The organism is Bacillus sp. NPDC094106 (assembly GCF_044764345.1).
Taxonomy (GTDB): Bacteria; Bacillota; Bacilli; order Bacillales; family Bacillaceae_G; genus Bacillus_A.
Genome location: NZ_JBIWHY010000014.1, coordinates 1 through 26,468 on the forward strand (window position 1 = coordinate 1; position 26,468 = coordinate 26,468).

The window sequence follows — 26,468 nt, forward strand, 5'->3', positions numbered from 1 at the left end:
TAAAAAGAAGGCTTGAGCCGTATGATGGGAAACTGTCACGTACGGTTCTTAGGGGAGTTAGGGGCAGTGATGCCCCTCGCTTACCCGACTTAACCTCCCATGAATATCCTATACATCCAATTTTTATAACAAATCACCTCTTCCAGATGTTAAAATTAAAGAAAAAGGGAGATGTTACTATAGAAAAAAAATTTGATTTTTATATAGACGCGAAAACAGAAAAATGTATAATAACCAAGCTTCGGACTGCTGGTTGTGTTTTTGCAGAAGATGAGGCACAATTGCTTATCTCAGAGGCACAAACACCAGAAATATTAGCCGATATGCTGGAACGACGAATAGCCGGTCTTCCCTTAGAACACATCATCGGTTGGGCAAATTTCTGTGGTCTTCGGATAGCGGTAGAACCAGGTGTTTTCGTCCCCCGCCGCCGTACCGAGTTTCTTGTCCAACAGGCAGCTCAATTTGCTATGCCAGGAGCTATCATAGTTGACTTATGCTGTGGCACGGGTGCGGTGGGTGCCGCACTGGCTACAATTCTGAGACAGATTGAGTTGTATGCGGTTGACATAGACCCCGCCGCAGTACGATGTGCCCAGCGCAATATTAATTGGATAAATAGTAACGTGTACGAAGGTGATCTCTACCGTCCACTTCCGACTAAACTGCGTGGTTGCGTCCAAATCTTGGTCGCAAACGTACCCTACGTACCTACTGAGGCAATTAAGCTGTTACCTCAGGAAGCCCGCAAACATGAGGCAAGGGTTGCACTCGACGGTGGGGAGGATGGGCTGGACATTCAAAGGAGGGTGGCTAATGAAGCACTACTCTGGCTAGCGCCCGGCGGCCATCTACTTGTCGAGACTAGCCAACGACAGTCATTGCAAACCGTTGAGATATTTGCTCAAAATGGACTAATCCCACAGGTGACAAATTGTGATGAACTGGACGCTACTGTTGTAATCGGAACCAGACCATCTCTTTAGAATGAATACAGACAAGCTAGACGTTACCATAAATAACGAGAATTATATAACCTACTAAGATAGCCTATTGAGGTATCTTTTTTTGTTGTATGTATATTTAGAAGCATAAGTTTGCCGCAAGCTAAAGGAAGCATAAATTGACCAAAACGGCCATCTTATGCTTCTTTTCACAATAAGTGAAATTTTAATTCAGTGGTGGCATTTGTTTCTTAGGAATAGTTAAATAGATAGATAAAATGATATAAGGGAAAATATATAAGTCCATTTTAACTTTTTGACACATAAATCCTTGCTATGCAGAATAAAAAGTAACCTCCACTCGTTTGCTCTTTCTGTTTTCCTTCGCATGTGGCAGAAAAAGGCCCTAACCGCTTTTATGCATGGCCAGATGCTCTCTCCCACTTAAAAAGAGGGGGTTTATGTCTTAAATGTATATATAGTGTGTTTCGATCCCTCCGTAAAGGTTGTTTTTGTTTGAAATAACTGTTTTACATTAGCTGTATTATCAAGCAGGTGAACAAAACATCATGTGTAATATGGTTCATAAAGTTGTCACTTCAAGAGCGAATATGTATATTGTTTCTTCTTTATCAATTCTTTATATTAAAACAAAATACATATTCAAAGGAGCAAGTTTAGTGAACAAAAAGGCTTTAAAGGTAGTAACATCATTAACAATTATGGGCGGCGTTTTATTCAGTGCAGAAAGTGCTGCTGTAAAGGCTGAAACAAATTCAGTTGAATTCAAGGATGTTCCGCAAGAGCACTGGGCATTCGAGGCGATTGATAGTTTAGCGAATGTAGGAATTATTGCAGGTTATGGAAATGGCATATTTGGTATGGGGGATGATGTAACACGTGAACAAGTAGCAGCATTAATTTCCCGTACTTTTCAGCTAGACGAACAAGATGAATACGAAAATCCATACGGAGATATCAATGAAAATTCGACAATGTTTCCTAAGGAAATATTAGCTTTAACTGAGCTAGGGATTTTCCAAGGCGATGAGCATGGAAACTTTAGACCGAAAGATACGTTAACACGTGCAGAAATGGCACAAGTTATTACGAAAGCCTTTGAACTAGATGTGAAGGCTCCGCATAATTTCAACGATGTGCCAGACAATTCATGGGCAAAAGATGCGATTAGTGCCGTACAATCGAACAATATTGCATCAGGAGTTGGAGAAGGGAAATTCGCTCCAAATATGAAAGTAACTCGTGAACAGTATGCACAGTTTTTACATAATACACTTTTGAATGTTTAACCTCAAGAATAAAAAAGAAAATATAATTTGTAATGAGTAGTGGAATGAAACAAACAGACCGGTGTTGTATAACACCGGTTTTTTGTATGAAATAAAGTGAAACTTTAATCAGTGGTTTTTTTTCATCCCCCACAAATAGCGGGATAAAGTTTAAAAGAATAGGAGAAAGCAAGGCTTCACGAAAAAAATAACTTGAATTTTCAAAAAAATAACTTCCTTTTCTGAAAATTTGTTATATAATATAAATCATAAAATGAAATCTGTTATAAAACAGTTTAAGAAAAGGAGATGCTAATATGTCAACGCAAACTTCACGGGTGACACTCGTTGGAGAATTATTACCATCGTATGGAGAAATTTTGACACCGGAAGCGCTCGCTTTTTTGAAAGAGTTGCATGAGAATTTCAACGAGCGCCGTTTAGATTTACTGCAAAGACGAGCGGAAAAACAAAACAGAATTGATGCAGGGGAGTTTCCTAGCTTTTTATCAGAAACATCACATATACGTGAAGAAGATTGGACGATTGCCCCGCTTCCAGGAGATTTAGAGGATCGGCGTGTCGAAATCACAGGGCCAGTAGATAGAAAGATGGTAATTAATGCTTTAAATTCGGGAGCACATCTTTTTATGGCAGACTTTGAAGATTCTAATTCTCCAACGTGGAAAAATATAATAGAAGGTCAGATTAACTTAAGAGATGCTGTTAGGGGAACGATTTCACATGAGACCGAAAGCGGAAAGGAATATCGCCTTGGCAGTAAAACAGCTGTACTTGTCGTGCGCCCGCGTGGTTGGCATTTAGAGGAAAAACATATGCAAGTGAATGGAGAGAAGATGTCAGGGAGTCTTGTAGATTTTGGCTTGTACTTTTTTCATAATGCGAAAACATTGTTAGAGAAAGGAAGCGGGCCATATTTTTACTTACCGAAAATAGAAAGTTATTTAGAAGCTAGATTGTGGAATGATGTTTTTGTGTTTGCTCAAAAGTATATCGGAATTCCAAATGGAACGATTAAAGCGACTGTATTGTTAGAGACAATTCATGCTTCTTTTGAAATGGATGAAATTTTATATGAGTTACGCGAGCATTCGGCTGGTTTAAATTGTGGACGCTGGGATTATATTTTTAGTTTTTTAAAAAGTTTTCGTAATCATAATACATTTTTACTTCCAGACAGGGCGCAAGTTACGATGACAGCGCCGTTTATGCGCGCGTATTCTTTGAAAGTCATTCAAACTTGTCATCGCCGTAATGCACCAGCAATTGGAGGAATGGCAGCGCAAATTCCAATTAAAAATGATCCTGAGGCAAATGAAATTGCTTTTGAAAAAGTGCGTGCTGATAAGGAACGTGAGGCTTTAGATGGGCATGATGGGACTTGGGTTGCCCATCCGGGACTTGTGCCGGTTGCAATGGAAGTATTTGATCACATTATGAAAACATCGAATCAAATCTTTAGGAAACGTGAAGAAATTCATGTGACAGAAAAGGATTTGTTAGAAGTACCAGTGGGAACGATTACAGAAGATGGCCTTCGCATGAATATTAGCGTGGGTATTCAATATATTGCATCGTGGTTAAGCGGCCGGGGGGCAGCACCTATTTATAATTTGATGGAGGATGCAGCAACGGCAGAAATTTCACGAGCGCAAGTTTGGCAATGGATTCGTCATGAGGGCGGGAAGCTGAATGATGGACGTAAGATTACATTTGCTTTAGTAGAAGAATTTAAAGTGGAAGAACTAGCGAAAATAGAACGAGAGGTTGGTAGAGAACAATTTGAGAAAGGGAGATTCTTAGAAGCAACAAAGCTCTTTACTGATTTAGTTCGCAAAGATGAATTTGAAACATTTTTAACATTACCAGGTTATGAAATTTTATAAAAAAGAAAAGGGGATGGAAGAAATGAAAAACGAAAGAATTCAGCAATTACAAGAAAATTGGGAGTTAGATGAACGTTGGAAAGGGGTAACACGTCCTTATTCTGCTGAAGATGTTATTCGTCTTCGAGGATCAATTGATATTGAACATACATTAGCGCGCCGCGGTGCAGAGAAGCTTTGGCAATCGCTTCATACAGAAGATTACATTAATGCGCTGGGGGCATTAACAGGAAATCAAGCAATGCAGCAAGTGAAAGCAGGTTTAAAAGCAATTTATTTAAGTGGTTGGCAAGTAGCTGCTGATGCCAATTTATCTGGACATATGTATCCAGACCAAAGTTTATATCCAGCGAACAGTGTACCGGCTGTTGTAAAAAGAATTAATCAAACATTGCAACGTGCAGATCAAATTCAGCATATGGAAGGCAGCGGTGATATAGATTATTTCGTACCGATTGTTGCAGATGCTGAAGCTGGATTTGGCGGTCAATTAAACGTATTTGAATTAATGAAAGGAATGATTGAAGCAGGGGCATCAGGTGTGCATTTTGAAGATCAGTTATCTTCAGAAAAGAAATGCGGGCATTTAGGTGGAAAAGTATTACTACCGACGCAAACAGCGGTACGTAATTTAATTTCTGCCCGTTTAGCTGCGGATGTAATGGGCACGCCGACAGTAATTGTAGCAAGAACAGATGCAGATGCAGCAGATTTAATTACGAGCGACATTGATCCAGTTGATCAAGAATTTATTACAGGAGAAAGAACGCTGGAAGGTTTTTATCGTACAAAAGCGGGACTCAATCAAGCGATTGCGCGCGGCTTAGCATATGCACCGTACGCAGATCTTGTTTGGTGTGAAACGTCTGAACCGAATTTAGAAGATGCGAAGCGTTTTGCAGAGGCAATTCATGAGAAGTATCCAGGAAAGTTACTCGCATATAACTGTTCACCGTCGTTTAACTGGAAACAAAAATTAGATGAAAAAACGATTGCAAACTTCCAAAAAGAAATTGCATCATATGGTTACAAATTCCAGTTTGTAACACTTGCAGGATTCCATGCGTTAAATTACGGCATGTTTGAATTAGCACGCGGGTACAAAGAACGTGGTATGGCAGCGTATTCTGAATTACAACAGGCCGAATTTGCAGCAGAAGAGCATGGTTACTCTGCTACGCGTCATCAACGCGAAGTCGGAACAGGTTACTTTGATGAAGTAGCACAAGTGATTACGGGGGGAACCTCATCTACGACAGCGCTGAAAGGTTCTACAGAAGAAGCGCAGTTTACGAAATAAGTAAGGAAGCGGGTGCCATTTAAGGGTACCCGTTTTTATTTTGTATGTATTCTGCTATTTGAGGTGCAAATCAAGGAGAAGAAGATAATTGTCTGTAAAAGCCCCGTTGGTGAAAGTTTTTATTAGGGAGGGATGCGTTACTTTATAGGGAATACCAAAAATTAGAAAATTTTATCTTCGAAAAATATTGTACATTCTATTTTAAATATGCTATGATGAACTCAGTTGAATAACTAAATCAAGCAATCCATATATTATCAAGTGCTGAAAACGAACGAGAAAAAGTATGTGAAAACTGTTTTATGTTTCGTATTTGATAATGTGTGGATTCTTTTTTTATGTATGAAAACTAAAAAAATTCTATTTTCTTAGGAGGAAATAATAATGACAGTAACAGGACAAGTAAAATGGTTTAACAACGAAAAAGGTTTCGGTTTCATCGAAGTTCCAGGTGGAAACGATGTATTCGTTCACTTCTCTGCAATCACAACTGAAGGTTTCAAATCTTTAGAAGAAGGCGAAAAAGTTAGCTTCGAAATCGAAGATGGTAACCGCGGACCTCAAGCTAAAAACGTTGTAAAATTATAATTTTATAGTATATGATGAAAAAAAGGATGGCTTAAGCCATCCTTTTTTTTGTACTAATTTCTAACTATATATATCCATTTTGATTTTCCAACATATAAGTTACGGCTATAAAGAACAAAAAGTGACCTGCACTCGTTTGCTCTCTTTGTTTTCACTTGGCATGGGGCAGGAAAAGGATCTGCCCGCTTCTATGCATGGCCGGATTCTCCCTCCCATCTAAAAAGAAAGGTTTTATGTCGATTTTTCAATTTGTACTTATGTATATAAATATAGGTAGTAACTAATCAGCTATTTCTGTGATTTAGCTGTTTAATATTTTCATCTTGCAGTTTACCTCCTGAAATTCCTGTTAATGCTAGATATATCAACAACAGGAGGTGAAGTGTATGATTGATAAATCAGTTACTTCTATTTGTCTTGTGTTTTTAGTTACAGGCTGAGTAGTTACAATGTTTTTTTGAAATGATATAGTGCCTCTATTATGTTATGTTAATTTATATACTTGAAATTTTTTGAAATTAGGAGCGACTGTTTCATGACGATAAATCAAATTGTTCAATTAGGTAGTTCATTTATGTTATTTATTGTTTCAACTTTAGTCAGTTGGTATCAAGGTAGTAATTTAATAGACTATCCTGATGAATGGAAATATACTGCGAAATTTACAAATTACTTCAAAGGATCGGTGTCAAATTATCAAGATATTTATCAAATAGATTTTTTTATATATGCAGCTAAATTTTACCCTTTATCCGTAATACTGATGTTAGTAAGTTTTTGTTACATGATGATATTAATCATTTACATTATATTCAAAAAAATAAATAATAAAATATAAAGAAAAAATGTTATATCTCTTTGTAAAAGTTTACTATGTTACAAATGTTTCAAAATGGCAAAAAGGTATTTTTTCATAGTGATATATAGGTTTAAGCTAGAACAATAAAGTGCTTTTATTTAGATATTTTTATGAAGAAATGTGAGGGGAATTTAAAGTTTTATAAGAAAATGTAAAATATTTGAAAAATTTTAATTATTTTATTTTGAACATGATACAATTATTCATGCAGCTGCTAATGTGAATTAAAAAATGAAGGAGTGAATATAGCATGGGTGACAGAGCTGAACGCTATGTCGAAAACTATGTCGTAAACAAGAAAACTATGGCCTTACTCCCAGTTATTTTAGGTGAAAAAAGCATTGTGACGCGAGTGATTGAGGTAGAAGATTCTTTTTTTATGTTTCAAAAGCCTCTTGATATTGTAGAACGAAGCTGCCGCAAGCATGGATCTAGTTTTTTAGGAAGAAAAGAAGGTACAAAAGAATTGACACGTATTACGCACAAAGCACCCATTGCAATTAGTCCGACAGATCAACTGTATTTCTTTCCTACGTATTCTTATTCTAGAAAGGAATGCGCGTGGTTATCCCATTTTCATATCGTAAGTAATAGAGAACTAGCAGACGGTAATCTTATTATTCGATTTATTAATGGGCTTGCGGTGAAATTAGAAATGTCAAAGAGTAGTTTTGAAAATCAGCAAAATCGTACTGCAAAATTGCGGACAGAATATGAGGATCGAAAAGATAAACAGGGGAGTCTTCGGTTTAAAGAAGTAGCTAAAGAAGATGAATCTAGATTGAAGCCTGCTTATGAAAAAGTGTATGTTGTGAAAGAAGATGATGATGACTAGTAAGTAAAAAGGATGGAGAACCATCCTTTTTTGATTTCATTATATATACCATTTACGCTGTAAGATTCATAAATAAAATAAGAGAAATTTTCAAATTTTTTGTTCTCTAATAGCTTAGAATAATATAAAATTACAATATAAGGGTAATTTTCCTATATATACTTAATGTAGTGTAAGCATACATCATTTTACATTTGCGGCATACATGATATTTCTTGCCTTATTGTATAAAAAAGGAGATGGTATGTTGAAAAGGACCATGTTATTTTGGGGGCAATATATTCTTGTTTTGCCTATATTTTTTATTACATTTATGTTTACTGGTTTCGTTGGTAGTCAGTTAATGATAGGTGCTGATAAACAGCATTTTGTTTTTACACCTCAAAATGCAACAGATTATAGTCAAATTAATGAAATTGATAAATTGCTATTTGCTTTTTCAATTCAACCGTTTGTCACCATAGTATTTCTTCTGTCGATAGTGTACGTACTGACACTTATTGTCTTTCAAATTATTGAATGTAAGAAGCAAAGAAAGATATTACATAGCTTGCAATATATGATTCTTATACCAATTTTTCTTTACTTGTGGTTAGGAACGATGCAATTTTCCGCAGTTGATTTAACTTGGATAGATAATTGGAAAGATCACCTTATATTCACTCCTACTACTATAACGAATGAGCAAGATATATATATGATTGATAGGTTTCTATACAAATTTCGAATGTTACCTATTCAGAGTACAGTACTAATACTATTTTTCTTATATATATTAATACTTATCGTGATTGATAGTGTACGCTTGCTAAAAAATTTGTTTGTAAGAACTAGCCAATAGAAAAGGATAATTGTTTGAAGGTAAAATAATTATCCGTCGCTACTCATTTCCATATAGGTAGAAATAACCTTACGTGCAGTAAGGTTATTTTTTTGAAAAATACTAATTATCACTTTCTATATATTTTTCCTTTTCATAAAACGTAACCGTTAAGTTACAATTTGTGCATATTGTCTAAATTATCTTCATATCCTGTCGAATATTGAATGATTGTCATAGCATAATAATGAAGGAATTCTAATGAAAGATATGGAAACTTAATAAATACATCTCCATATGTCGTATTTGCCATTTCCTCTTTTTGCTAAGCGGTGATAAAGTAGGGATAGTAATGATAGTAAAGGGGTAAATCGTAGAATGGATTTTCAAACAATCAAAGAGTACTTCTCAGTAGAAAACATGGGTCATCTTGTTGAGAGTTACCGGGCGTTTGGACCGATTCTTGGTATTGGATTACCAATGGTAGAAGCGCTTATCCCAGCATTGCCGCTCATAGTGTTTGTAATGGCAAACGCCGTTGCATTTGGTTTATGGCTTGGTTTTTTCTATTCATGGTTCGGATCAGTTCTTGGTGCGTTAATTGTTTTTTTTGTTATTCGTCGTTTTGGACGGAGTCGCTTTTTTTCCTTTTTAAATAAACATGCGAAAGTACGAAGTGCAATGGGGTGGATTGAAAGAAAAGGATTCGCGCCTATTTTTGTACTATTTTGTTTTCCGTTTACGCCGTCTGCACTTATTAATGTAGTCGCTGGTTTATCGCGTATTAGTATAAAACAATTTGGATTAGCGTTAGCATTCGGAAAACTAGTAATGATTTTTATTCTAAGTTATATCGGCCATGATTTAACTTCTTTTATCCATAATCCTGTGAAAACAGTTGTTGTCATAGGTGTTATCTTTATTTTATGGTATATCGGTAAGAAAATCGAAGTGAAATTAGAACTGCATTAAGACTAGACTTCACTGTAAATACATCTTCATTATCGAAAAAGGTGAGGGGAGAGGCAGATGAAGCGAGCTTTGAAAAAAGAAAGCCTAGAGTGGATGAGAACAATCTTTATAGGTGTGCTATTAGCTGTTTTTTTTCGAACATTTTTCTTCTCAACGTATGTTGTAGAGGGGAAGTCAATGATGCCAACACTTCAAGATGGGAATATGCTTGTTGTGAATAAAGTTAGCTATCAAGTCGGGGAATTGAACAGATTTGATGTTGTTGTATTTCATGCGAATAAACAAGAAGATTATGTAAAGCGAATTATTGGTTTACCAGGTGATCAAATTGAATATAAGCATGATAAGCTGTATGTAAATGGAAAGTTTATGGATGAACCTTATTTGGAAACATACAAGCAGCAAGCGGAAGGGCATCAGCTGACGGGAGATTTTACGCTAGAAGAATTAACGAGAGAAAAGGTTGTGCCAAAGGGATATATTTTTGTACTTGGTGATAACCGCCTCGGTAGCTGGGATAGTAGACATTTTGGTTTTGTGAAAGCAGATACTGTTGTCGGTAAAGTAGATTTACGATACTGGCCGATTCGTGATTTGCAAACGAATTTTTCAAAAGGTTAATGAAATGATGTAACGTAGGGAAAAAGACAAGCAGCCGCTGTTTGTCTTTTTTATTGTCCTATAATAAAATGATAATAGCAAACTAACGTTCGTTATGTAAATGAAAGGTGGGGAATTGCATGTCACTTCGATTTGTGATTGGTAGAGCTGGAAGTGGAAAAAGTACACTTTGTTTACATGAAGTGCAAACAGAGTTAAAACAGCGCCCAAGAGGTAAAACAATCTTATATCTTGTGCCAGAGCAAATGACATTCCAAGCGCAACAAGCGTTAATAGGAAGTGAAGATGTAAGAGGTTCTATTCGGGCACAAGTTTTTAGTTTCTCAAGGTTAGCGTGGAAGGTTTTGCAAGAAGTGGGTGGTGCAAGTCGTCTTCATATTGATGAAGCGGGTGTGCATATGTTACTTCGCAAAATTGTAGAGTCGCGTAAAGATGGACTATCCGTGTTTCAAAAAGCAGCGGAGCAAAACGGTTTCTTTGAACATCTTGGCAGTATGATTGCGGAGTTTAAACGCTATAATGTAACGCCATCAAATGTATATGAGATGTGGCAACAATTAGATGCTCATAGCAGCAGTGCTGAACAACAATTATTAGCAAATAAAGTATATGATCTTCAGCTTTTATATGATGATTTTGAACGAGCTTTAATTGGAAAATATTTAGATTCAGAAGATTATTTACAGTTGCTTGTAGAAAAACTTCCGCAGTCTGATTATGTAAATGGTGCGGAAATTTATATAGATGGATTTCATTCATTTTCTCCTCAAGAGCTAGAAATTGTTAGAGGATTAATGAGATTAGGGACTAGAGTAACAATAACATTAACGATAGATGAAAAAACGTTAGCACAGCCAGTAAATGAGCTCGATTTATTTTATGAAACGACGTTAACGTATGAAAAAGTAAAACAAGTAGCACGTGAAGAGAAAATAGAAATTGAAAAAACGGTTCCACTTATGGAGCAGCCGCGGTTTCATTCTCCAGCATTAGCGCATTTAGAAACGCATTACGAAGCACGTCCAAATGAAAAGTTTCACGGAGAAGCGAGTGTAACGATCAGTACAGCAGCTAATTTACGAGCTGAAGTAGAAGGCGTTGCACGTGAAATTCGAAGACTTGTAGCGGATGAAGATTATCGTTACCGAGATATCGCAGTACTTCTTCGTAACGGAGAAAGTTATTACGATGTATTGCGAACATTATTTACGGATTATAACATCCCGCATTTCATCGATGAAAAACGCCCGATGTCACACCATCCGTTAGTAGAATGCATTCGTTCTGCATTAGAAATTATTAGCGGGAATTGGCGCTATGATGCGGTGTTTCGCTGTATTAAAACAGAACTTTTATATCCACTAGACGTAAGAAAAGAAGCGATGCGTGAAGAGATGGATGAGTTTGAAAACTACTGTTTAGCGTACGGTGTACAAGGAAAGAGGTGGACTTCTGAGGAGCCGTGGATGTATCGACGTTACCGTTCTCTTGATGATACAAGCGGAACAATAACAGATAGTGAACGTGAAATGGAAGAAAAAATAAATCGACTTCGTGACGTTGTAAGAACACCAGTTATTCGCATGCAAAAAAGACTGAAGCGTGCCGGAACAGTCATGCAAATGTGCGAAGCTGTGTACTTATTTTTAGAGGAGCTTGACGTTCCGAAAAAACTAGAGGAATTACGTATTCGTGCAGAAGAAAGTGGAGATTTCTTATTTGCGACAGACCATGAGCAAGTATGGGAAGAAGTGATGAGTCTTCTTGATACGTTCGTTGAGATGCTTGGTGAAGAGAAAATGTCACTCGCTATGTTTACGGACGTAATGTCGACAGGTCTTGAATCGCTTCAATTCGCGAACATTCCGCCGTCGTTAGATCAAGTATTAGTTGCCAATATCGATCGTTCTAGATTATCAGATATTAAAGCGACATTCATTATTGGAGTAAATGAAGGGGTGATTCCAGCAGCACCTATGGATGAAGGCATGCTTTCTGATGAAGAAAGAGATATTCTTAGCGCTGCAGGTATCGAATTAGCACCAACAACGAGACAAACTTTATTAGAAGAACAGTTCGTCATGTATCAAATGGTGACGAGAGCATCTGAGAAATTATACATTTCTTGTCCACTTGCAGATGAAGAAGGAAAGACGTTACTTGCTTCTAGCTTTATTAAGAAAATAAAAAGAATGTTCCCTGATGTGAAAGAATCGTTTATAACGAATGACGTAAATGACTTATCTCGTTCGGAACAAATCTCATACGTAGCAACGCCAGAAGTGACGTTATCATATGTAATGCAGCAACTGCAAACGTGGAAGCGATACGGATTTGAAGGCAATTTAGATTTTTGGTGGGACGTATATAACTTCTACGTTACTTCAGATGAATGGAAGCAAAAAAGTAGCCGTGTATTATCAAGTCTGTTTTACCGAAATCGTGCACAGAAGTTAAGCACATCTGTAAGTAGAGATTTATATGGAGATAAAATAAAAGGAAGCGTCTCTCGTATGGAATTATTTAACCGCTGTGCGTACGCTCATTTTGCGCAGCACGGTTTATCGCTAAGAGAGCGTGATATTTTCAAACTTGATGCGCCAGATATCGGTGAACTATTCCATGCAGCGCTGAAGAGAATTGCAGACAAGCTATTACGTGAAAACCGTACTTGGGCGGATTTATCAATAAAAGAGTGTGAGCATCTTTCTGTTTTAGTAATAGAAGAAATTGCGCCGTTACTACAAAGACAAATTTTATTAAGTTCAAACCGTCATTTCTATTTAAAACAAAAACTACAACAAATCATTTTCCGTACTTCGCTTATTCTTCGTGAACATGCGAAGTCGAGTGGCTTTGTACCAGTTGATTTAGAAGTGCCGTTCGGTATGGGCGGTACTGGATCACTTCCGCCAATGGAATTCTCACTACCAAATGGTGTGAAGATGGAAGTTGTCGGCCGTATTGACCGTGTTGATAAGGCGGAAGATGAGAGCGGAACGTTCCTTCGTATTATTGATTATAAATCAAGTTCGAAAGCGTTAGACTTGACGGAAGTGTATTACGGATTAGCACTTCAAATGTTAACGTATTTAGATGTCGTTATTTCAAATGCGAATACGTGGATGAAAAAGGGTGGTACTGCATCACCTGCGGGCGTACTGTACTTCCATATTCATAACCCGATCGTTGAGATGAAAGGTGACGCATCTGAAGAAGAAATTGAAAAAGAAATTTTAAAGAAATTTAAAATGAAAGGGCTCGTGCTAGGAGATGCTGATGTTGTTCGTTTAATGGATAACAAACTTACAACAGGAAGCTCTGATATTATTTCTGCTGGGCTGAAAAAAGACGGTAGTTTTAGTGCGCGTTCTAGCATTGCAAGTGAACAAGAGTTTAACGTACTTCAAAAATATGTACACCATACGTTTGAAAATATCGGGAAAGACATTACAGAAGGTGTTATCGATATTGCTCCTTACAAAAAGGGGAATAAAGCGGCATGTACGTTCTGTAACTTCAAATCTGTTTGTCAGTTTGATGAGTCACTTGAAGATAATCAATTCCGTACGTTAAAAGATATGAAAGATAGCGAAGCGATGGAGAAAATTAGAGAGGAGGTTGGCGGAGAATGATAGAAAATTGGCCTAAAAAACCAGAAGGTAGTCAATGGACAGATGACCAGTGGAAAGCGGTTGTAGCGAACGGACGTGATATTTTAGTCGCAGCCGCAGCTGGATCAGGGAAAACAGCAGTATTAGTTGAACGTATTATTAAAAAGATTATTAGTGAGGAAAATCCAGTCGATGTTGACCGCCTGCTCGTTGTAACATTTACGAATGCAGCGGCGCAAGAGATGAAAAACCGAATTGGGGAAGCGTTAGAAAAAGTATTAATTGATGAGCCAGGCTCACAGCACATAAGAAAACAGCTTAGCTTATTAAATAAAGCTTCCATTTCAACAATCCACTCATTTTGTTTACAAGTGATTAGAGGATATTATTACATGCTGGATGTCGATCCTCGCTTCCGCATTGCGAATCAAACAGAAAATGAGTTATTAAAAGAAGAAGTACTAGATGACATATTAGAAGAAGAGTATGGAATAGAAGATAATACGATATTCTTTGAACTTGTTGATCGTTATACGAGCGATCGTAGCGATGATGACTTACAACGTATGATTTTAGCGCTTCATACAGAATCAAGAGCGCATCCAAATCCAGAGAAGTGGCTTGATAAATTAGTAGAAGCATATGACGTTGAAGGAAAAACGATAGAAGATTTAGTGTACGCTTCTTACTTATTAGAAGATGTAAAATTCCAGCTTGAAACAGCGGAAGGGCATATTCGTAAAGCGATGGAACTTGCGATGCTTCCTGACGGTCCAGCACCGCGCGTTGAAACTTTACAAACAGATTTAGCTTTACTTGAAACGTTATCAAACGCAGCTCGTGAATCGTGGATAAGCGTTTATGAAGCGATGCAAAATGTATCTTGGCAAACGTTAAAGCGTATTAAGAAAAGTGATTATAACGAAGATATTGTAAAACAAGTAGATTCTCTTCGTAATAAAGCGAAAGATGAAGTGAAGAAATTACAAGAAGAACTATTTAGCCGTAGGCCAGAAAGTTTCTTGCGGGATTTCCAAGATATGCATCCTGTATTAGAAAAACTCGTTCAGCTTGTAAAAGTATTTACAGATCGTTTCCAAGCTATTAAGCGAGATAAAGGAATGGTCGACTTTACAGATTTAGAGCATTTCTGTTTACAAATTTTAAGCGAGCAAAGTGAAGAAGGTGAAATGAAGCCATCAGCAGTAGCTTTACAATATCGTAATAAATTTGCTGAAGTACTAGTCGATGAATATCAAGATACGAACTTCGTACAAGAATCGATTATTAAATTCGTAACGAAAGATTCTGAGAGTGAAGGAAACTTGTTCATGGTTGGTGACGTGAAGCAGTCCATCGTGCGCCCATAAGGGTGTTGCATATTTCACCAGTAGGCGGTGAATTAACTACAGAAACAGTTAATATACCAACCGACTTATCTTGGAGGGAAACCGAAGAGTGAGTGTAGCATGTCGGGAAAGTCACGAGTTAACCTAGACGGAAAGGTTACGACTGAGTGGCGAGGTATAAAAGATAAGTATGAGGAAGAAGGCTAAACTGCTTGAAGAACAGTCCGAGTGGGGCAATGCTGAAACCGTCTAGGAAACCGTCTGTAACCTAGAATCCATCCTGCTTTACGTATTAGATGCTTACGATAAAGCATGGGAAAGCGTACTAGATTGATGCGCTAACCTAGTTTCTGAATTAAAAGGATGGACGCACTCATAGATATGGGAAAAGGATGAACGTTCCTTCCGACAACTTATCGAGCCTGTATGCAACATACTAAATGGGGATTACCTAAGTTGGAACGCCAATTATGGCTATGTACAAAGGTACTGAATATCCAATACGGTAACGGAGTCCTCGTAGTAGTCCGAGATGGGGAAAGCCCATTACATGGCGAAGGGGGACAGTTTACAACGTATAAACAATGAAGAAAGGAGCGAAATGCTCTATGCAAAGTTCAGATATTGTATTATACAATCTATCGAAACAAGCAACAAAAGAAGATTATCAATATGACCGCCTATACAGAAATCTTTATAATGAAGATTTTTATGTAAAAGCTTATTCTAAGATATACAAAAATAAAGGTAGCGCAACAAAAGGTATCGATGAAGAAACAGCCGATGGATTTGGTGAAGAAAAGATTCAAGCAATTATTGAATCGTTAAAAGATGAAAGTTATCAACCGAAACCAGTCCGAAGAATAAATATCCCAAAGAAAAATGGTAGTACAAGACCATTAGGAATTCCGACATTTACAGATAGGATTGTGCAAGAGGTATGTCGCATGATATTGGAAGCGATATATGAACCAACGTTTACCGTGCATTCACATGGGTTCCGAGAAAAGAGAAGTTGTCATACAGCATTAATTGAAATCAAGAACACTTTTACAGGCGTCAATTGGTTCATAGAGGGAGATATTAAAGGTTTCTTTGATAACATCAATCATCAAGTATTAATTAATGTTTTAAGAAAACGTATTAAGGATGAGAAATTCATTCGACTTATGTGGAAATTCCTAAAAGCAGGATTCGTGGATAATTGGCGATTCCAAAACACCTATAGTGGTACACCACAAGGAGGAATCATTAGTCCAACCTTAGCGAATATTTACTTGAACGAGCTAGATAGATTTATTGAAAAAGAATTGAAACCGACCTTTGATAAAGGAGAACCAAAAAAAGGACGTAAACGAAATACGGAATATCGTAAATACGATATGCGAAACCAACGTCTGAAGAAAAAAATTGATGCGACAATGGACGAAGAATTGCGAAAAGCAATGATTGAGGAATATAAGGAAAACAAGAAAATTCTGTTGAACTTACCTTACTATGAGCCGAACACAGATAGCTACAAAAGCTTAAAATATGTACGCTATGCAGACGATTTCTTAATTGGCGTAAATGGTAGTAAGGCAGATTGTGAACAAATAAAGAACGCAATAGGCAACTTCTTAAATGAAAATCTTCAACTGAAAATGTCAGAAGAAAAAACGCTTATTACACATAGCACAAGTCCAGCTAAATTTTTAGGATATGATATAACGATTAGTAATGACTTAAGTACAGCAAAGGACAAAAATGGTGTAATAAAGCGTAAATATCGTGGTTACGTACAACTGCGAATTCCTAAAGGAACGATTGAAAGAATTATTGTAGATAGAAAAATGGTAAAAGATATTGATGCGAAGCAATGGGATATGCTTCACAGACCAAGATTAGTCGGCTTATCAGATTTAGAAATCATCGAAACGTATAACGCTGAACTGCGAGGATTATATAATTACTACAGTTTAGCGGAAAATGTATCAAAGAAAATGTGGCAATTACGATACGTCATGGAATATAGCTGTTTAAAAACACTTGCGAATAAGTATAAATCCTCAGTAAGTAAGATGAAGACGAAGTACCGACAAGGGAAATATTGGGGAGTAAAGTACGAAACAAAGCAAGGTGAAAAAATAGCGTATTTCTATAAAGACGGATTTGAAAAGAAAAAAGAAAGCTACAAATTCGATATAGACCAAAAACCAAACCTTTATGTATATCAAGGAAGAAATGATTTAGAAAAAAGACTAAATGCAAAACAATGTGAACTTTGTGGAGATAACCACCCTGATACAAAATTTGAGATTCATCATATTAACAAAATAAAGAATCTTAAAGGGAAAGAATATTGGGAATGGACAATGATTGCGAAGCAAAGAAAAACATTAGTGGTATGTCAAAAATGTCATATTGAGATTCACAAACAACGATAGATATTTGTAAGTGGAGAGCCGTATACTCTGAGAGGAGTACGTACGGTTCGGGGAGGGGTTCTTGGAAACCTACTACAGAGATGTAGTAAGGCGCTGGGTTCCTACTCTACTATCGTTTCCGACTAGCAGAGCCAGGCCTATTCTTAGGAAAATATAAACGCTTTACACCAGAAGGATTAGACGGCGGAATGAAGATTGATTTAGCGAAAAACTTCCGTAGCCGTCATGAAGTACTAGCAGGTACGAACTTTATTTTTAAACAAATTATGGGTGAAGAAGTTGGGGAGATTGACTATGACGCTGACGCTGAATTAAAGCTAGGTGCTAGCTATCCAAAAGGTGAAGGTGTAGCGGCTGAACTATTATGTATTCAGCAAACGGAAGAAGAAGTAATAGACGGAGAAGAAGGTGCAGAAGTAGAAAAAGCACAGCTAGAAGCTCGTCTTATGGCGCAGCGCATTAAAGCGATGGTTGATTCAGGTTATGAAGTGTATGACCGTAAAACTGATAGTATGCGCCCGGTACAATACCGTGATTTCGTTATTTTACTTCGCTCCATGCCGTGGGCTCCGCAAATTATGGAAGAGTTAAAGTTACAAGGAATTCCGGTATATGCTGATCTTGCGACTGGTTATTTTGAAGCGACAGAAGTAAATATTATGATGAACGTATTTCGTGTTATTGATAATCCGATGCAAGATATTCCGCTCGCAGCTGTACTTCGTTCACCGATTGTTGGACTAAATGACGAAGAACTTGCAACGCTTCGTGCTCATGGAAAGAAAGGCTCGTTTTATGAAGTGATGCGTTCATTCTTAAAAGGAGCACCACTCGAAGAAGAGAAGGAACTGCATGAAAAACTAGAGTGGTTTTATAACTTACTTCAAGGATGGCGTGAATTTGCACGCCAACAGTCTCTTTCTGATTTAATTTGGAAAGTATATCGTGAAACAGGTTATTATGATTTCGCCGGTGGTCTTCCAGCTGGCAAGCAAAGACAGGCTAATTTACGCGTATTATATGATCGGGCAAGACAGTATGAAGCAACATCTTTCCGCGGATTATTCCGATTCTTACGTTTTATTGAACGTATTTTAGAGCGCGGTGATGATATGGGAACTGCAAGAGCGCTTGGTGAGCAAGAAGATGTTGTTCGGATTATGACGATTCATAAAAGTAAAGGTTTAGAGTTTCCGGTTGTATTTGTAGCAGGACTTGGTCGTCGTTTTAATACGCAAGATTTAATGAAGCGTTTCTTGTTACACAAAGATTTTGGCTTTGGTTCGCAATTTATTGATCCGCGTAAAAGAATTAAATATACGACGCTATCGCAATTAGCGATTAAACGTAAGATGAAGATGGAACTGATTGCAGAGGAGATGCGCGTATTATATGTTGCTTTAACACGTGCGAAAGAAAAGTTGATTTTAATCGGTACGGTGAAAGATAAAGAGAAAGAAATGGAAAAATGGCTGGATGCTAGGGAACATACAGATTGGTTATTACCAGATTACGTCCGTGCTGGGGCATCTTGCTATTTAGATTGGATTGCACCGTCACTATACAGGCATCGAGATAGTGAAATGCTTTTGGAATTGGGTCAAGGAACAATTCCAGCTGAAATTTATGAATATAATGCGAGTTGGAAAGTAGAAGTTGTTGATGGAAAGAGTCTACTTGCACCAGAACCAGTGCAAGAAGAAAAGCAAGAACTATTAGAAGCACTTCGTGAGAAAAAAACCGTTCCACTAGAGAGTGAACGAAAAGAAGAGGTATACGACCGGTTAATGTGGGAATACGAATACGAAGAAGCAACAGTCCACCGCGCCAAGCAGTCTGTTACGGAGATAAAGCGAAATTATCAGCCGGAAGACGGAAGTGATCACGCCTTTATTAAAAAACTTCGAGCGCCTATAAAAACGCGTCCGCGCTTTATGGAGAAAAAAGGATTAACGTATGCTGAGCGTGGAACAGCTGTCCATGCCGTTATGCAACATGTGGACTTGAAGAAACCAATTACAGCAGAAATCATTCAGGAACAAATTGCAGAAATGGTAAATAAAGAATTACTAACATTTGAACAAGCAGAAGAAATAGCAATCGACCGCATTGTAGACTTTTTTGATACGGAGATTGGAAAAAGGGTCTTAGCAGCGAAAAGTGTAGAACGTGAAGTTCCATTTACGATGATGCTTTCAGCAGAAGAAGCGTATCAAAATTGGCAGGAGAAAAGCGGAGAATCTGTGCTTGTCCAAGGGGTTATTGACTGCATGATAGAAGAGGAAGATGGGATTGTATTAATTGACTTCAAAACAGATACAATAGAAGGACGTTTTCCAGGTGGATATGAACAGGCGAGACCTATTTTAGAAGATCGATATAAAGTGCAACTTTCATTATATGCAAAAGCGTTAGAAAAGAGTTTACATCATCCTGTAAAGGAAAAGTATTTATATTTCTTTGATGGTAATCACATACTGCGTGTGGATGAAGTATAAGAAGAATGAATTTGCTTGCAGCTGATGAACACTTTAGCATGAAACGTTCATCATGTAATGCTAAAAGAGTATAGAGTATGTATAAATAAAAAGAGTAGGAGGGTGTCCCTTCTACTCTTTTTACACTGTTCCAATTTGATTTTGATCTGCAACATCTGCGTCAAATGTATTCGTTGCGCTGACACCGTTGAAAGTATTGATGACAAAAGCAACATTTGATGCTCCTGAACCATTATAGGATTTTGTATTTTCTTTTGGAGAGACGTTATAAAAATCACCTAAATTAAAAGAACCGTTGCTGTTTTGGACGATAAGGTTGCCAACAATGGATGGCATAAACATTCACCTACTTCATTGACTTTCTTTAAAGTTACTATATAAATCCATTTTCATTTTTCAACAACTAAATCCTTGCTATACAGAATAAAACGTAACCTACACTCGTTTGCTCATTCTGTTTTTCCTTCGTATGTGGCAGAAAAAGGACCTAACCGCTTCTATGCATGGTCAGATGTTCTCTCCCACTTAAAAGAAAAGGGCTTTTATATCGGCTTTTTCATTTTCCGACAACTAAATCCCTGGTATGCAGAATAAAAGTAACCTACACTCGTTTGCTCATTCTGTTTTTCCTTCGCATGCGGCAGAAAAAGTCCCTGACCGCTTCTATGCATGGCTAGATGCTCTCTCCCACCTAAAAAGAGGTGTTTTTATGTCGGTTTTTTAATTGATGTATATATATGAGTTACTTTAAAGAAGGGTCATTTGTAATGTATTGGCGGATTTGCATAATACGAGAATTGCTAAATCCATAGTCGACAGAGCCAATTTGAACGTAACCTGAATTTAAAAGAGATCGTATGAGAATATCATCTACTTCAATAAAGGGGCATTCATTTACAATATTCAACTTGACATCAGTCGATCGTCTTGGGATTGTAATGTATTCATCTGTAAAGATTTCAAAAGCCTCTAAAGGCCCTTCATCTTTTAAATAATAAGGAAATTCTCGATGAACAGTAAGTATTCTGCTTTTTAGATCTATTTGATTTGCATCACCAACTTGAACTACGCTGCTAATCCCCATAGAAATGATGGAAATATTGTGGACAACTGAAATATGACGGAACATAAATGGCTCTTCTCCTTAACCACGGGCGGCGGGGTGAGACGTTACAAGGGGTACAAATGCCCCTTGGACAACAGATTCAAATGGTGTATCGAGAATAGCAGAAAGAATAAGAAGGTTGGCATCACCAATTAATACAAGTGCGGAGGAGGAGACTCCATTCGTTTTAATCTGCCCAACTTTTATTTCACGATTTATAACGTTTAAATTCATACATACTTACTCCTTTCGGAAGTTACCTGGTATGTGTTGAATAAAGGAAAGGAACGCTTTATCAATATCTTGCTTCATTGCTTGAATAATTACATCTTGTAAATACTGTGGATTAGATGTAATGTCATCATAAGGCTGTACTTGTGATAAATAATAAGGAAGTCGATGCTCCATTTGTTTTTTTATGTCATCAATCATCATTTGTCGATACATATCATCAAGTGGTGTTCTTTCTTCACTTTCAAAATGAAGAATCCGGTTATATGCCTCTTCATCTAAATAGCGGTGCATCTCTTGAATGATACCTTGATAAAAATCGGGAGTTGTTTCTGTCTCTGGATTTACATGTAACGTTTCTGTATCTACTTGAAAATCTTCAATTTGTTGTCCTTTCGTTGCGAATGGGTTTAAGCCGATATTTAACGTACCATTTAAATTTTCAACTTTTAGTTGGTCGAATTTGTATTCGACTCTTCCTATAGAAGAGGAGGGTCGGCTTTTTAGTTCATCAAGCTCTTCTTTTAATATACGTACTTGATCTTCTAAAGCGCGGATTGTTTCTTGTTGTTGTTGAAGAACTTGTTGGAATTGGTGTAAGTAAGTGTATATATCTTGATTCACTGAATGAAACCTCCTTTTCGATAGGGAGGGTGTATGCTGATATATATATTTTTATGATAAGGAGAGCTTAAGAAGAACCAGATGTTGGCTTAATCGAAATAATTTGTCCTTTTGCTGTAAGAGGGCGAAGGGGTGCTGTGAATCCACCAGTGTTTGAAAACTTAGATAGTGCTTTAATACTTCCTGCTGTTCCAATTTGAAAAACAGAAGATGTTGTAATATTTTCTATTTTAATTTTGTTAATGATAATACTTTGCTGTACATAAAAGTTCACAGTGTAATCGCCTCCTTTAGTTAGAACCGATTATAGCTTGATCGACTACGTCTGAATCATTGACAGTTGTTGAACTTTGATAGTTGTATACAGAAATATTATCTCCAACATTAAAAGAACCAGCTCCTGCAAAAGCGCGAGAATAACTAATCGGTCTAATTGCAAATACATCTCCAATATGAAAAATCCCACTCGATCCAATATTGACGATACGAATATGTCCAACCATCGCTGGCATAGAAAACACCTTTCATAAATAAAATTTTATTTTGTTATCAACGGTGAATCATAGAACATATATATTCTATACAATAAGAATAGGGAGGAAATATAAGTCTTCGTTTTTATTATTGTATGGGCGTTTTCAATAAAATGTGTCTTTTTTTAAATAAAAGATGCACATTTCATTGTGTGTGTTTGTTCATAGTACAAGCGGTGGGGAAATCTCCTTGCATAAGCCAAACAATATTTAAGAGCCTGTCCAGTTCTTGGCTACAATGCACTGTTTTTTGAGAAGTTATTCCATAACGTTTAGCAAAATAGATCATTTTTTTGCGTTTTTTTTCAATTACTTGCTCGAACATAGAATCGGCTCCATCTCTTTATAGATTTTTTAGTATAGTATATATGTGTAGTACATATTATACAAAAATTCCATAAAAAAGAAATGACTTCGATAAAAAAAGCAAAAATTCTACAATTTATTTTACAAATAAATAGAGAACAAACACAAAAGGTAAAAAATACTGTAAAAATTACAATGTATTAGAAGGTTTTTTTCTCGGTAATGCGAATACAATTACATTGTATGAGTTTTAGGATGGAGAGTGGAAATATTGCGGTTAGTGACAGTGAAGAAAGATGAGAAAGTGTTTATTGGTGTTGTGGATGAGAATGAACAAACGGTGTTGCATATAAGGGAAGCACAGCGGCAAAAAGGTGAAAAGATTACAATTCCAATTACAATGCTAGAATGTATTGAGAAAGGGAATGCCTTTATTGAAAAAGTAAATGAAATTGTAAATTGGGCAAACGAAAATAAAACAACGGCTTATTATCCGCTAGCAGAAGTCAAAATATTGGCACCTATTCCAAGACCCAGAAAGAATATTCTTTGCGTTGGAAAAAACTATCGTGATCATGCGATAGAAATGGGCGGAGAGGAATCTATTCCGAAAGATATCATGATTTTTACAAAGGCGCCAACAACTGTCGTTGGGGATGGTGAGAAAATTCACAGTCATCCGCATGCAACGAATGAATTAGATTATGAAGGTGAACTAGCGGTTGTCATTGGAAAACGAGGGAAACAAATTCCGAAAGAGAAAGCGTTGGACCATATTTTTGGTTATACAGTTATAAATGATATAACTGCGCGAGATATTCAAAGGAAGCATAAACAATTTTTCTTAGGAAAAAGTTTTGATACATTTTGTCCAATGGGTCCGTATTTAGTTCATAAGACATCAATGGAAACCCCGAATCAATTACATATTGAAACAAGGGTGAACGGAGAAATTAGGCAAATTTCAAATACTGCAAATATGATCTTTTCTATAGAAGATATTATTTCTACTATAAGTAAGGGGATGACCCTAGAGCCAGGGGACATTATTGCAACAGGGACACCAGCTGGTGTTGGAAAAGGCTTTACACCGCCGAAGTTTCTGCACGCTGGTGATGAGATTACGGTAACAGTACAACATATTGGAACGCTCCGAAATACAGTGAAATAGTATTGTCAACATGTGGAATGAGTATTATAAAATATTTCATAGAACAAGCTGCCTTTTGAAGGCAGCTTGTTTATGTTAGGATAATACAGCTTTAATTTTTTGGAATGCCCACTCTAAATCTTCTTCAGAAATAACAAGAGGTGGCGCGATACGTATTACATTTTCGTGTGTTTCTTTACATAACAGGCCTGCTTCTTTTAGCTTTTCACAGTACGGACGAGCTGGCTCGTTTAATTCAATTCCGATAAATAGCCCTTTACCACGAATTTCTGTAATCATTGGATTATTGATTTCTTTTAATTGTCCTACTAACTTTTCTCCTAATTGAAGAGAACGTTCTGTTAATTTTTCGTCTAATAATACGTCAAGAGCTGCGATAGAAACAGCACATGCAAGTGGATTACCACCAAATGTAGAACCGTGAGAACCTGGTTCGAATACTCCTAAAATATCTCGGTTTGCTGCAACACAAGAGATTGGGAATACGCCGCCGCCTAATGCTTTACCAAGTATGTACATGTCAGGAATTACGTTATCCCAATCACATGCAAATAATTTACCAGTACGACCTAAACCAGTTTGGATTTCATCAGCTACAAATAAAACATTTTCTTTCTTACATACATCATATGCTTCTTGTAAGAAACCAGCTGGTGGAATATTAATGCCAGCTTCCCCTTGAATTGGCTCTAAAATAAATGCTGCTGTATTTGGTGTAATAGCAGCTTTTAATGCTTCTAAATCACCGTAAGGGATTACAATAATACCAGGAAGCATTGGGCCAAAACCGCGTTTATAATCTTCGCTAGATGACATAGAAACAGCGCCCATTGTACGGCCGTGGAAGTTATCCTCACAAACGATAATTTCAGCTCTATTTTCTTCTACTTTTTTCACATCATATGCCCAGCGGCGTGCTGTTTTGATAGCGGTTTCAACAGCTTCCGCACCTGTATTCATCGGAAGTACCATATCTTTATGAGTTAATTTCGCTACTTTTTCGTACCAAGGACCTAATTGATCGCTATGGAAGGCACGAGAAGTTAACGTAACACGGTTTGCTTGTTCAATTAAAGCGTTAATAATTTTAGGGTGGCGATGTCCTTGGTTTACCGCAGAATATGCACTCAGTAAGTCCATATAGCGATTTCCTTCAGGATTTTCTACCCAAACACCTTCCGCTTTAGAAATTACGATTGGAAGTGGATGGTAGTTATTTGCACCGTATGTGTCTGTTAGTTCGATAATATCTTTTGTTTGAATCATGATTGTTCCCCCTTTTGTTATTACAAGAAGTTTGTAAATACTCTAAATATTATATCATTTAAGTTGGAAAAAGCGAAACATTTCCTAAAAAAGAAATGGACATGTTATCATATAAAGTGAAGAAGTGTGAAAAAGGAGGGAGAGGTACCATGACAACACACATGCATATTACAGCGTGGGCATTAGGGCTCATTTTATTCTTTGTGGCGTATTCGATGTATACAGCAGGGAAAAAAGGTAAAGGTGTACATATGGGGCTTCGTCTTGTGTATATCATCATTATTGTAACTGGTTTCTTGTTATACCAAAGTATTATGAAAACAGCAACAGGTAACATGCACATGTGGTACGGCCTAAAAATGTTAGTCGGTGTTTGGGTTATTGCTGCAATGGAAATGATTCTTGTAAAAACAAGTAAGAAGAAGCAAGCAGGAGCATTCTGGGTTCAATTTATTATCGCGTTTGTCGTTGTATTATATATTGGATTACGATTACCACTGGGGTTTGCACCATTTGCGTAAAATAAAACCATCCTATTCTTCTATAAAGGAGAATAGGATGGTTTTTTTATGGAGCATCTACATGGAGTTGCTCACCATTTGTTTTTGTAAATTGAAAAGTATTTTTGTTGCATGAGGAAAAGCGGACATAATGATGGTGCAGCGCACATACCATTTCTTCGTTATCAAATAAAAGAATATTTACACCTTCGCAAGGCTCTCCCTTTGCTTGGAATGATAAGAAGTTATGACAATACATACAATCATATAAAGAGTAATGAAGTGATTGTAGTGCATCAGCGAATAAAGAGAAAGTGGAATCAGACAGTTCTTCTAACCATTCATGATAACTGAGTAGTAATTTTTTACGAATTCGTATCATCTCACCATTTTGTAATGGATGGTGTTCATTTGCAACTTGTAATATGTTTTGCTCGTAGAAGCGAGCTGGTAGCCAATTATTGTTATATGAAATTTCAAATCCATCTTCAATGACATCTTCTAACAAAAATGCTTCGTCATTTTCATCATCAAAAAATATCCATTCATTGTTTATATATTCTACGTTACCAATTGTATGAGCGCGTGGTTGATTATACAAAATATGTTTGCGTTGTTTCATTTATGATTTCTCCTTTTGTAGAAGTAGTTATTCCTGTTATGGACAGTTCAGGCGTTCTTTATAACTACGGAACACCTAAAGAAAGTTG

Annotated in this window: 24 protein-coding genes and 2 pseudogenes; 17 read left to right on the forward strand and 9 right to left on the reverse strand. The window is 36.9% G+C overall.

What is annotated here, in order from left to right:
• The first annotated feature begins 203 nt into the window (after positions 1 to 203).
• From ACIQ7L_RS19320 to addA, 15 genes and pseudogenes are all read left to right on the forward strand, one after another.
• The gene (locus ACIQ7L_RS19320; RefSeq protein ID WP_400571180.1) at positions 204 to 986 is read left to right on the forward strand and encodes a putative protein N(5)-glutamine methyltransferase; all 783 of its coding nucleotides are present in this window, start codon (positions 204 to 206) and stop codon (positions 984 to 986) included.
• Between the two features lie 527 nt (positions 987 to 1,513).
• Positions 1,514 to 2,254, forward strand: coding sequence for an S-layer homology domain-containing protein (locus tag ACIQ7L_RS19325; RefSeq protein ID WP_400571059.1), 741 nt, complete (start codon positions 1,514 to 1,516; stop codon positions 2,252 to 2,254).
• A 296-nt stretch (positions 2,255 to 2,550) separates the two neighbouring features.
• The gene (gene aceB / locus ACIQ7L_RS19330; RefSeq protein ID WP_400571060.1) at positions 2,551 to 4,140 is read left to right on the forward strand and encodes a malate synthase A; all 1,590 of its coding nucleotides are present in this window, start codon (positions 2,551 to 2,553) and stop codon (positions 4,138 to 4,140) included.
• A 22-nt stretch (positions 4,141 to 4,162) separates the two neighbouring features.
• On the forward strand, positions 4,163 to 5,440 hold the full coding sequence (gene aceA, locus ACIQ7L_RS19335; RefSeq protein ID WP_400571061.1) for an isocitrate lyase: 1,278 nt from the start codon (positions 4,163 to 4,165) through the stop codon (positions 5,438 to 5,440).
• 384 nt (positions 5,441 to 5,824) lie between these two features.
• Positions 5,825 to 6,028 (forward strand): cold-shock protein, encoded by a 204-nt coding sequence (locus tag ACIQ7L_RS19340; protein ID WP_003195857.1) that lies wholly within the window; start codon positions 5,825 to 5,827, stop codon positions 6,026 to 6,028.
• Positions 6,029 to 6,563: 535 nt separating this feature from the next.
• Positions 6,564 to 6,866 carry a YjdJ family protein gene (locus ACIQ7L_RS19345; protein ID WP_400571062.1) on the forward strand — a complete coding sequence of 101 codons (303 nt, stop codon included), beginning with the start codon at positions 6,564 to 6,566 and terminating at the stop codon, positions 6,864 to 6,866.
• Between the two features lie 271 nt (positions 6,867 to 7,137).
• Positions 7,138 to 7,722, forward strand: coding sequence for a competence protein ComK (locus ACIQ7L_RS19350; RefSeq protein WP_097897598.1), 585 nt, complete (start codon positions 7,138 to 7,140; stop codon positions 7,720 to 7,722).
• 244 nt (positions 7,723 to 7,966) lie between these two features.
• Entirely contained in the window at positions 7,967 to 8,563 is a 597-nt protein-coding gene (locus ACIQ7L_RS19355) for a DUF4306 domain-containing protein (protein ID WP_400571063.1), read from the forward strand.
• Positions 8,564 to 8,920: 357 nt separating this feature from the next.
• A complete protein-coding gene (locus ACIQ7L_RS19360) occupies positions 8,921 to 9,514 on the forward strand; it encodes a TVP38/TMEM64 family protein (RefSeq protein ID WP_400571064.1) in 594 nt (197 codons plus the stop codon).
• A 57-nt stretch (positions 9,515 to 9,571) separates the two neighbouring features.
• Entirely contained in the window at positions 9,572 to 10,135 is a 564-nt protein-coding gene (gene lepB / locus ACIQ7L_RS19365) for a signal peptidase I (RefSeq protein WP_400571065.1), read from the forward strand.
• Positions 10,136 to 10,254: 119 nt separating this feature from the next.
• The gene (addB, locus tag ACIQ7L_RS19370; protein ID WP_400571066.1) at positions 10,255 to 13,770 is read left to right on the forward strand and encodes a helicase-exonuclease AddAB subunit AddB; all 3,516 of its coding nucleotides are present in this window, start codon (positions 10,255 to 10,257) and stop codon (positions 13,768 to 13,770) included.
• Positions 13,767 to 15,113, forward strand: a pseudogene (locus ACIQ7L_RS19375) (UvrD-helicase domain-containing protein); the annotation flags it as partial. The gene addB and the pseudogene ACIQ7L_RS19375, both read left to right, overlap by 4 nt.
• Before the next feature lie 441 nt (positions 15,114 to 15,554).
• Positions 15,555 to 15,686 carry a hypothetical protein gene (locus ACIQ7L_RS19380; protein ID WP_400571067.1) on the forward strand — a complete coding sequence of 44 codons (132 nt, stop codon included), beginning with the start codon at positions 15,555 to 15,557 and terminating at the stop codon, positions 15,684 to 15,686.
• A 20-nt stretch (positions 15,687 to 15,706) separates the two neighbouring features.
• Complete coding sequence (gene ltrA, locus ACIQ7L_RS19385; protein WP_400571068.1) at positions 15,707 to 17,524, forward strand: group II intron reverse transcriptase/maturase; 1,818 nt, start codon at positions 15,707 to 15,709, stop codon at positions 17,522 to 17,524.
• Positions 17,525 to 17,634: 110 nt separating this feature from the next.
• Positions 17,635 to 20,022: pseudogene (addA, locus tag ACIQ7L_RS19390) on the forward strand (helicase-exonuclease AddAB subunit AddA); the annotation flags it as partial.
• Positions 20,023 to 20,142: 120 nt separating this feature from the next.
• Here the strand turns inward: addA and ACIQ7L_RS19395 are convergent.
• The 7 genes from ACIQ7L_RS19395 to ACIQ7L_RS19425 form a co-directional block, all read right to left on the reverse strand.
• Entirely contained in the window at positions 20,143 to 20,358 is a 216-nt protein-coding gene (locus ACIQ7L_RS19395; RefSeq protein ID WP_141523246.1) for a spore germination protein, read from the reverse strand.
• A gap of 406 nt (positions 20,359 to 20,764) precedes the next feature.
• A complete protein-coding gene (locus tag ACIQ7L_RS19400; protein ID WP_400571069.1) occupies positions 20,765 to 21,151 on the reverse strand; it encodes a spore germination protein GerPE in 387 nt (128 codons plus the stop codon).
• A gap of 15 nt (positions 21,152 to 21,166) precedes the next feature.
• Positions 21,167 to 21,361, reverse strand: a complete 195-nt coding sequence (locus ACIQ7L_RS19405) for a spore gernimation protein GerPD (protein WP_400571070.1) — start codon at positions 21,359 to 21,361, stop codon at positions 21,167 to 21,169.
• A gap of 6 nt (positions 21,362 to 21,367) precedes the next feature.
• The gene (gene gerPC, locus ACIQ7L_RS19410; protein WP_400571071.1) at positions 21,368 to 21,982 is read right to left on the reverse strand and encodes a spore germination protein GerPC; all 615 of its coding nucleotides are present in this window, start codon (positions 21,980 to 21,982) and stop codon (positions 21,368 to 21,370) included.
• Between the two features lie 67 nt (positions 21,983 to 22,049).
• Complete coding sequence (locus tag ACIQ7L_RS19415) at positions 22,050 to 22,256, reverse strand: spore germination protein GerPB (protein WP_097897590.1); 207 nt, start codon at positions 22,254 to 22,256, stop codon at positions 22,050 to 22,052.
• A 16-nt stretch (positions 22,257 to 22,272) separates the two neighbouring features.
• Entirely contained in the window at positions 22,273 to 22,494 is a 222-nt protein-coding gene (gene gerPA, locus ACIQ7L_RS19420) for a spore germination protein GerPA (RefSeq protein WP_335359599.1), read from the reverse strand.
• A 166-nt stretch (positions 22,495 to 22,660) separates the two neighbouring features.
• Positions 22,661 to 22,840, reverse strand: a complete 180-nt coding sequence (locus tag ACIQ7L_RS19425) for an aspartyl-phosphate phosphatase Spo0E family protein (protein WP_097897588.1) — start codon at positions 22,838 to 22,840, stop codon at positions 22,661 to 22,663.
• Positions 22,841 to 23,083: 243 nt separating this feature from the next.
• Between ACIQ7L_RS19425 and ACIQ7L_RS19430 the strand changes: the two genes are divergently transcribed.
• Positions 23,084 to 23,992, forward strand: coding sequence for a fumarylacetoacetate hydrolase family protein (locus ACIQ7L_RS19430; protein WP_400571072.1), 909 nt, complete (start codon positions 23,084 to 23,086; stop codon positions 23,990 to 23,992).
• A gap of 75 nt (positions 23,993 to 24,067) precedes the next feature.
• Here ACIQ7L_RS19430 and rocD read toward each other — a convergent pair whose 3' ends face one another.
• Positions 24,068 to 25,258 (reverse strand): ornithine aminotransferase, encoded by a 1,191-nt coding sequence (rocD, locus tag ACIQ7L_RS19435; protein WP_400571073.1) that lies wholly within the window; start codon positions 25,256 to 25,258, stop codon positions 24,068 to 24,070.
• 149 nt (positions 25,259 to 25,407) lie between these two features.
• On the opposite strand from rocD, the gene ACIQ7L_RS19440 reads away from it, so the two are divergent.
• Positions 25,408 to 25,779, forward strand: a complete 372-nt coding sequence (locus tag ACIQ7L_RS19440) for a YisL family protein (RefSeq protein WP_400571074.1) — start codon at positions 25,408 to 25,410, stop codon at positions 25,777 to 25,779.
• Positions 25,780 to 25,825: 46 nt separating this feature from the next.
• Here the strand turns inward: ACIQ7L_RS19440 and ACIQ7L_RS19445 are convergent, their stop codons facing one another.
• Positions 25,826 to 26,380: a DUF2777 domain-containing protein gene (locus ACIQ7L_RS19445; RefSeq protein WP_400571075.1), complete on the reverse strand. Its 555-nt coding sequence runs from the start codon at positions 26,378 to 26,380 to the stop codon at positions 25,826 to 25,828.
• Between the last annotated feature and the right edge of the window lie 88 nt (positions 26,381 to 26,468).

Bases quoted from the DNA above. Each gene is read 5' to 3' on its own strand.
- ACIQ7L_RS19325 (WP_400571059.1), top strand. From the start codon at position 1,514: ATGTGTAATATGGTTCATAAAGTTGTCACTTCAAGAGCGAATATGTAT.
- aceB (WP_400571060.1), top strand. From the start codon at position 2,551: ATGTCAACGCAAACTTCACGGGTGACACTCGTTGGAGAATTATTACCA.
- aceA (WP_400571061.1), top strand. From the start codon at position 4,163: ATGAAAAACGAAAGAATTCAGCAATTACAAGAAAATTGGGAGTTAGAT.
- ACIQ7L_RS19340 (WP_003195857.1), top strand. From the start codon at position 5,825: ATGACAGTAACAGGACAAGTAAAATGGTTTAACAACGAAAAAGGTTTC.
- ACIQ7L_RS19345 (WP_400571062.1), top strand. From the start codon at position 6,564: ATGACGATAAATCAAATTGTTCAATTAGGTAGTTCATTTATGTTATTT.
- ACIQ7L_RS19350 (WP_097897598.1), top strand. From the start codon at position 7,138: ATGGGTGACAGAGCTGAACGCTATGTCGAAAACTATGTCGTAAACAAG.
- ACIQ7L_RS19355 (WP_400571063.1), top strand. From the start codon at position 7,967: ATGTTGAAAAGGACCATGTTATTTTGGGGGCAATATATTCTTGTTTTG.
- ACIQ7L_RS19360 (WP_400571064.1), top strand. From the start codon at position 8,921: ATGGATTTTCAAACAATCAAAGAGTACTTCTCAGTAGAAAACATGGGT.
- lepB (WP_400571065.1), top strand. From the start codon at position 9,572: ATGAAGCGAGCTTTGAAAAAAGAAAGCCTAGAGTGGATGAGAACAATC.
- addB (WP_400571066.1), top strand. From the start codon at position 10,255: ATGTCACTTCGATTTGTGATTGGTAGAGCTGGAAGTGGAAAAAGTACA.
- ltrA (WP_400571068.1), top strand. From the start codon at position 15,707: ATGCAAAGTTCAGATATTGTATTATACAATCTATCGAAACAAGCAACA.
- ACIQ7L_RS19395 (WP_141523246.1), bottom strand. From the start codon at position 20,358: ATGCCATCCATTGTTGGCAACCTTATCGTCCAAAACAGCAACGGTTCT.
- ACIQ7L_RS19400 (WP_400571069.1), bottom strand. From the start codon at position 21,151: ATGTTCCGTCATATTTCAGTTGTCCACAATATTTCCATCATTTCTATG.
- ACIQ7L_RS19405 (WP_400571070.1), bottom strand. From the start codon at position 21,361: ATGAATTTAAACGTTATAAATCGTGAAATAAAAGTTGGGCAGATTAAA.
- gerPA (WP_335359599.1), bottom strand. From the start codon at position 22,494: ATGCCAGCGATGGTTGGACATATTCGTATCGTCAATATTGGATCGAGT.
- ACIQ7L_RS19425 (WP_097897588.1), bottom strand. From the start codon at position 22,840: ATGTTCGAGCAAGTAATTGAAAAAAAACGCAAAAAAATGATCTATTTT.
- rocD (WP_400571073.1), bottom strand. From the start codon at position 25,258: ATGATTCAAACAAAAGATATTATCGAACTAACAGACACATACGGTGCA.
- ACIQ7L_RS19440 (WP_400571074.1), top strand. From the start codon at position 25,408: ATGACAACACACATGCATATTACAGCGTGGGCATTAGGGCTCATTTTA.
- ACIQ7L_RS19445 (WP_400571075.1), bottom strand. From the start codon at position 26,380: ATGAAACAACGCAAACATATTTTGTATAATCAACCACGCGCTCATACA.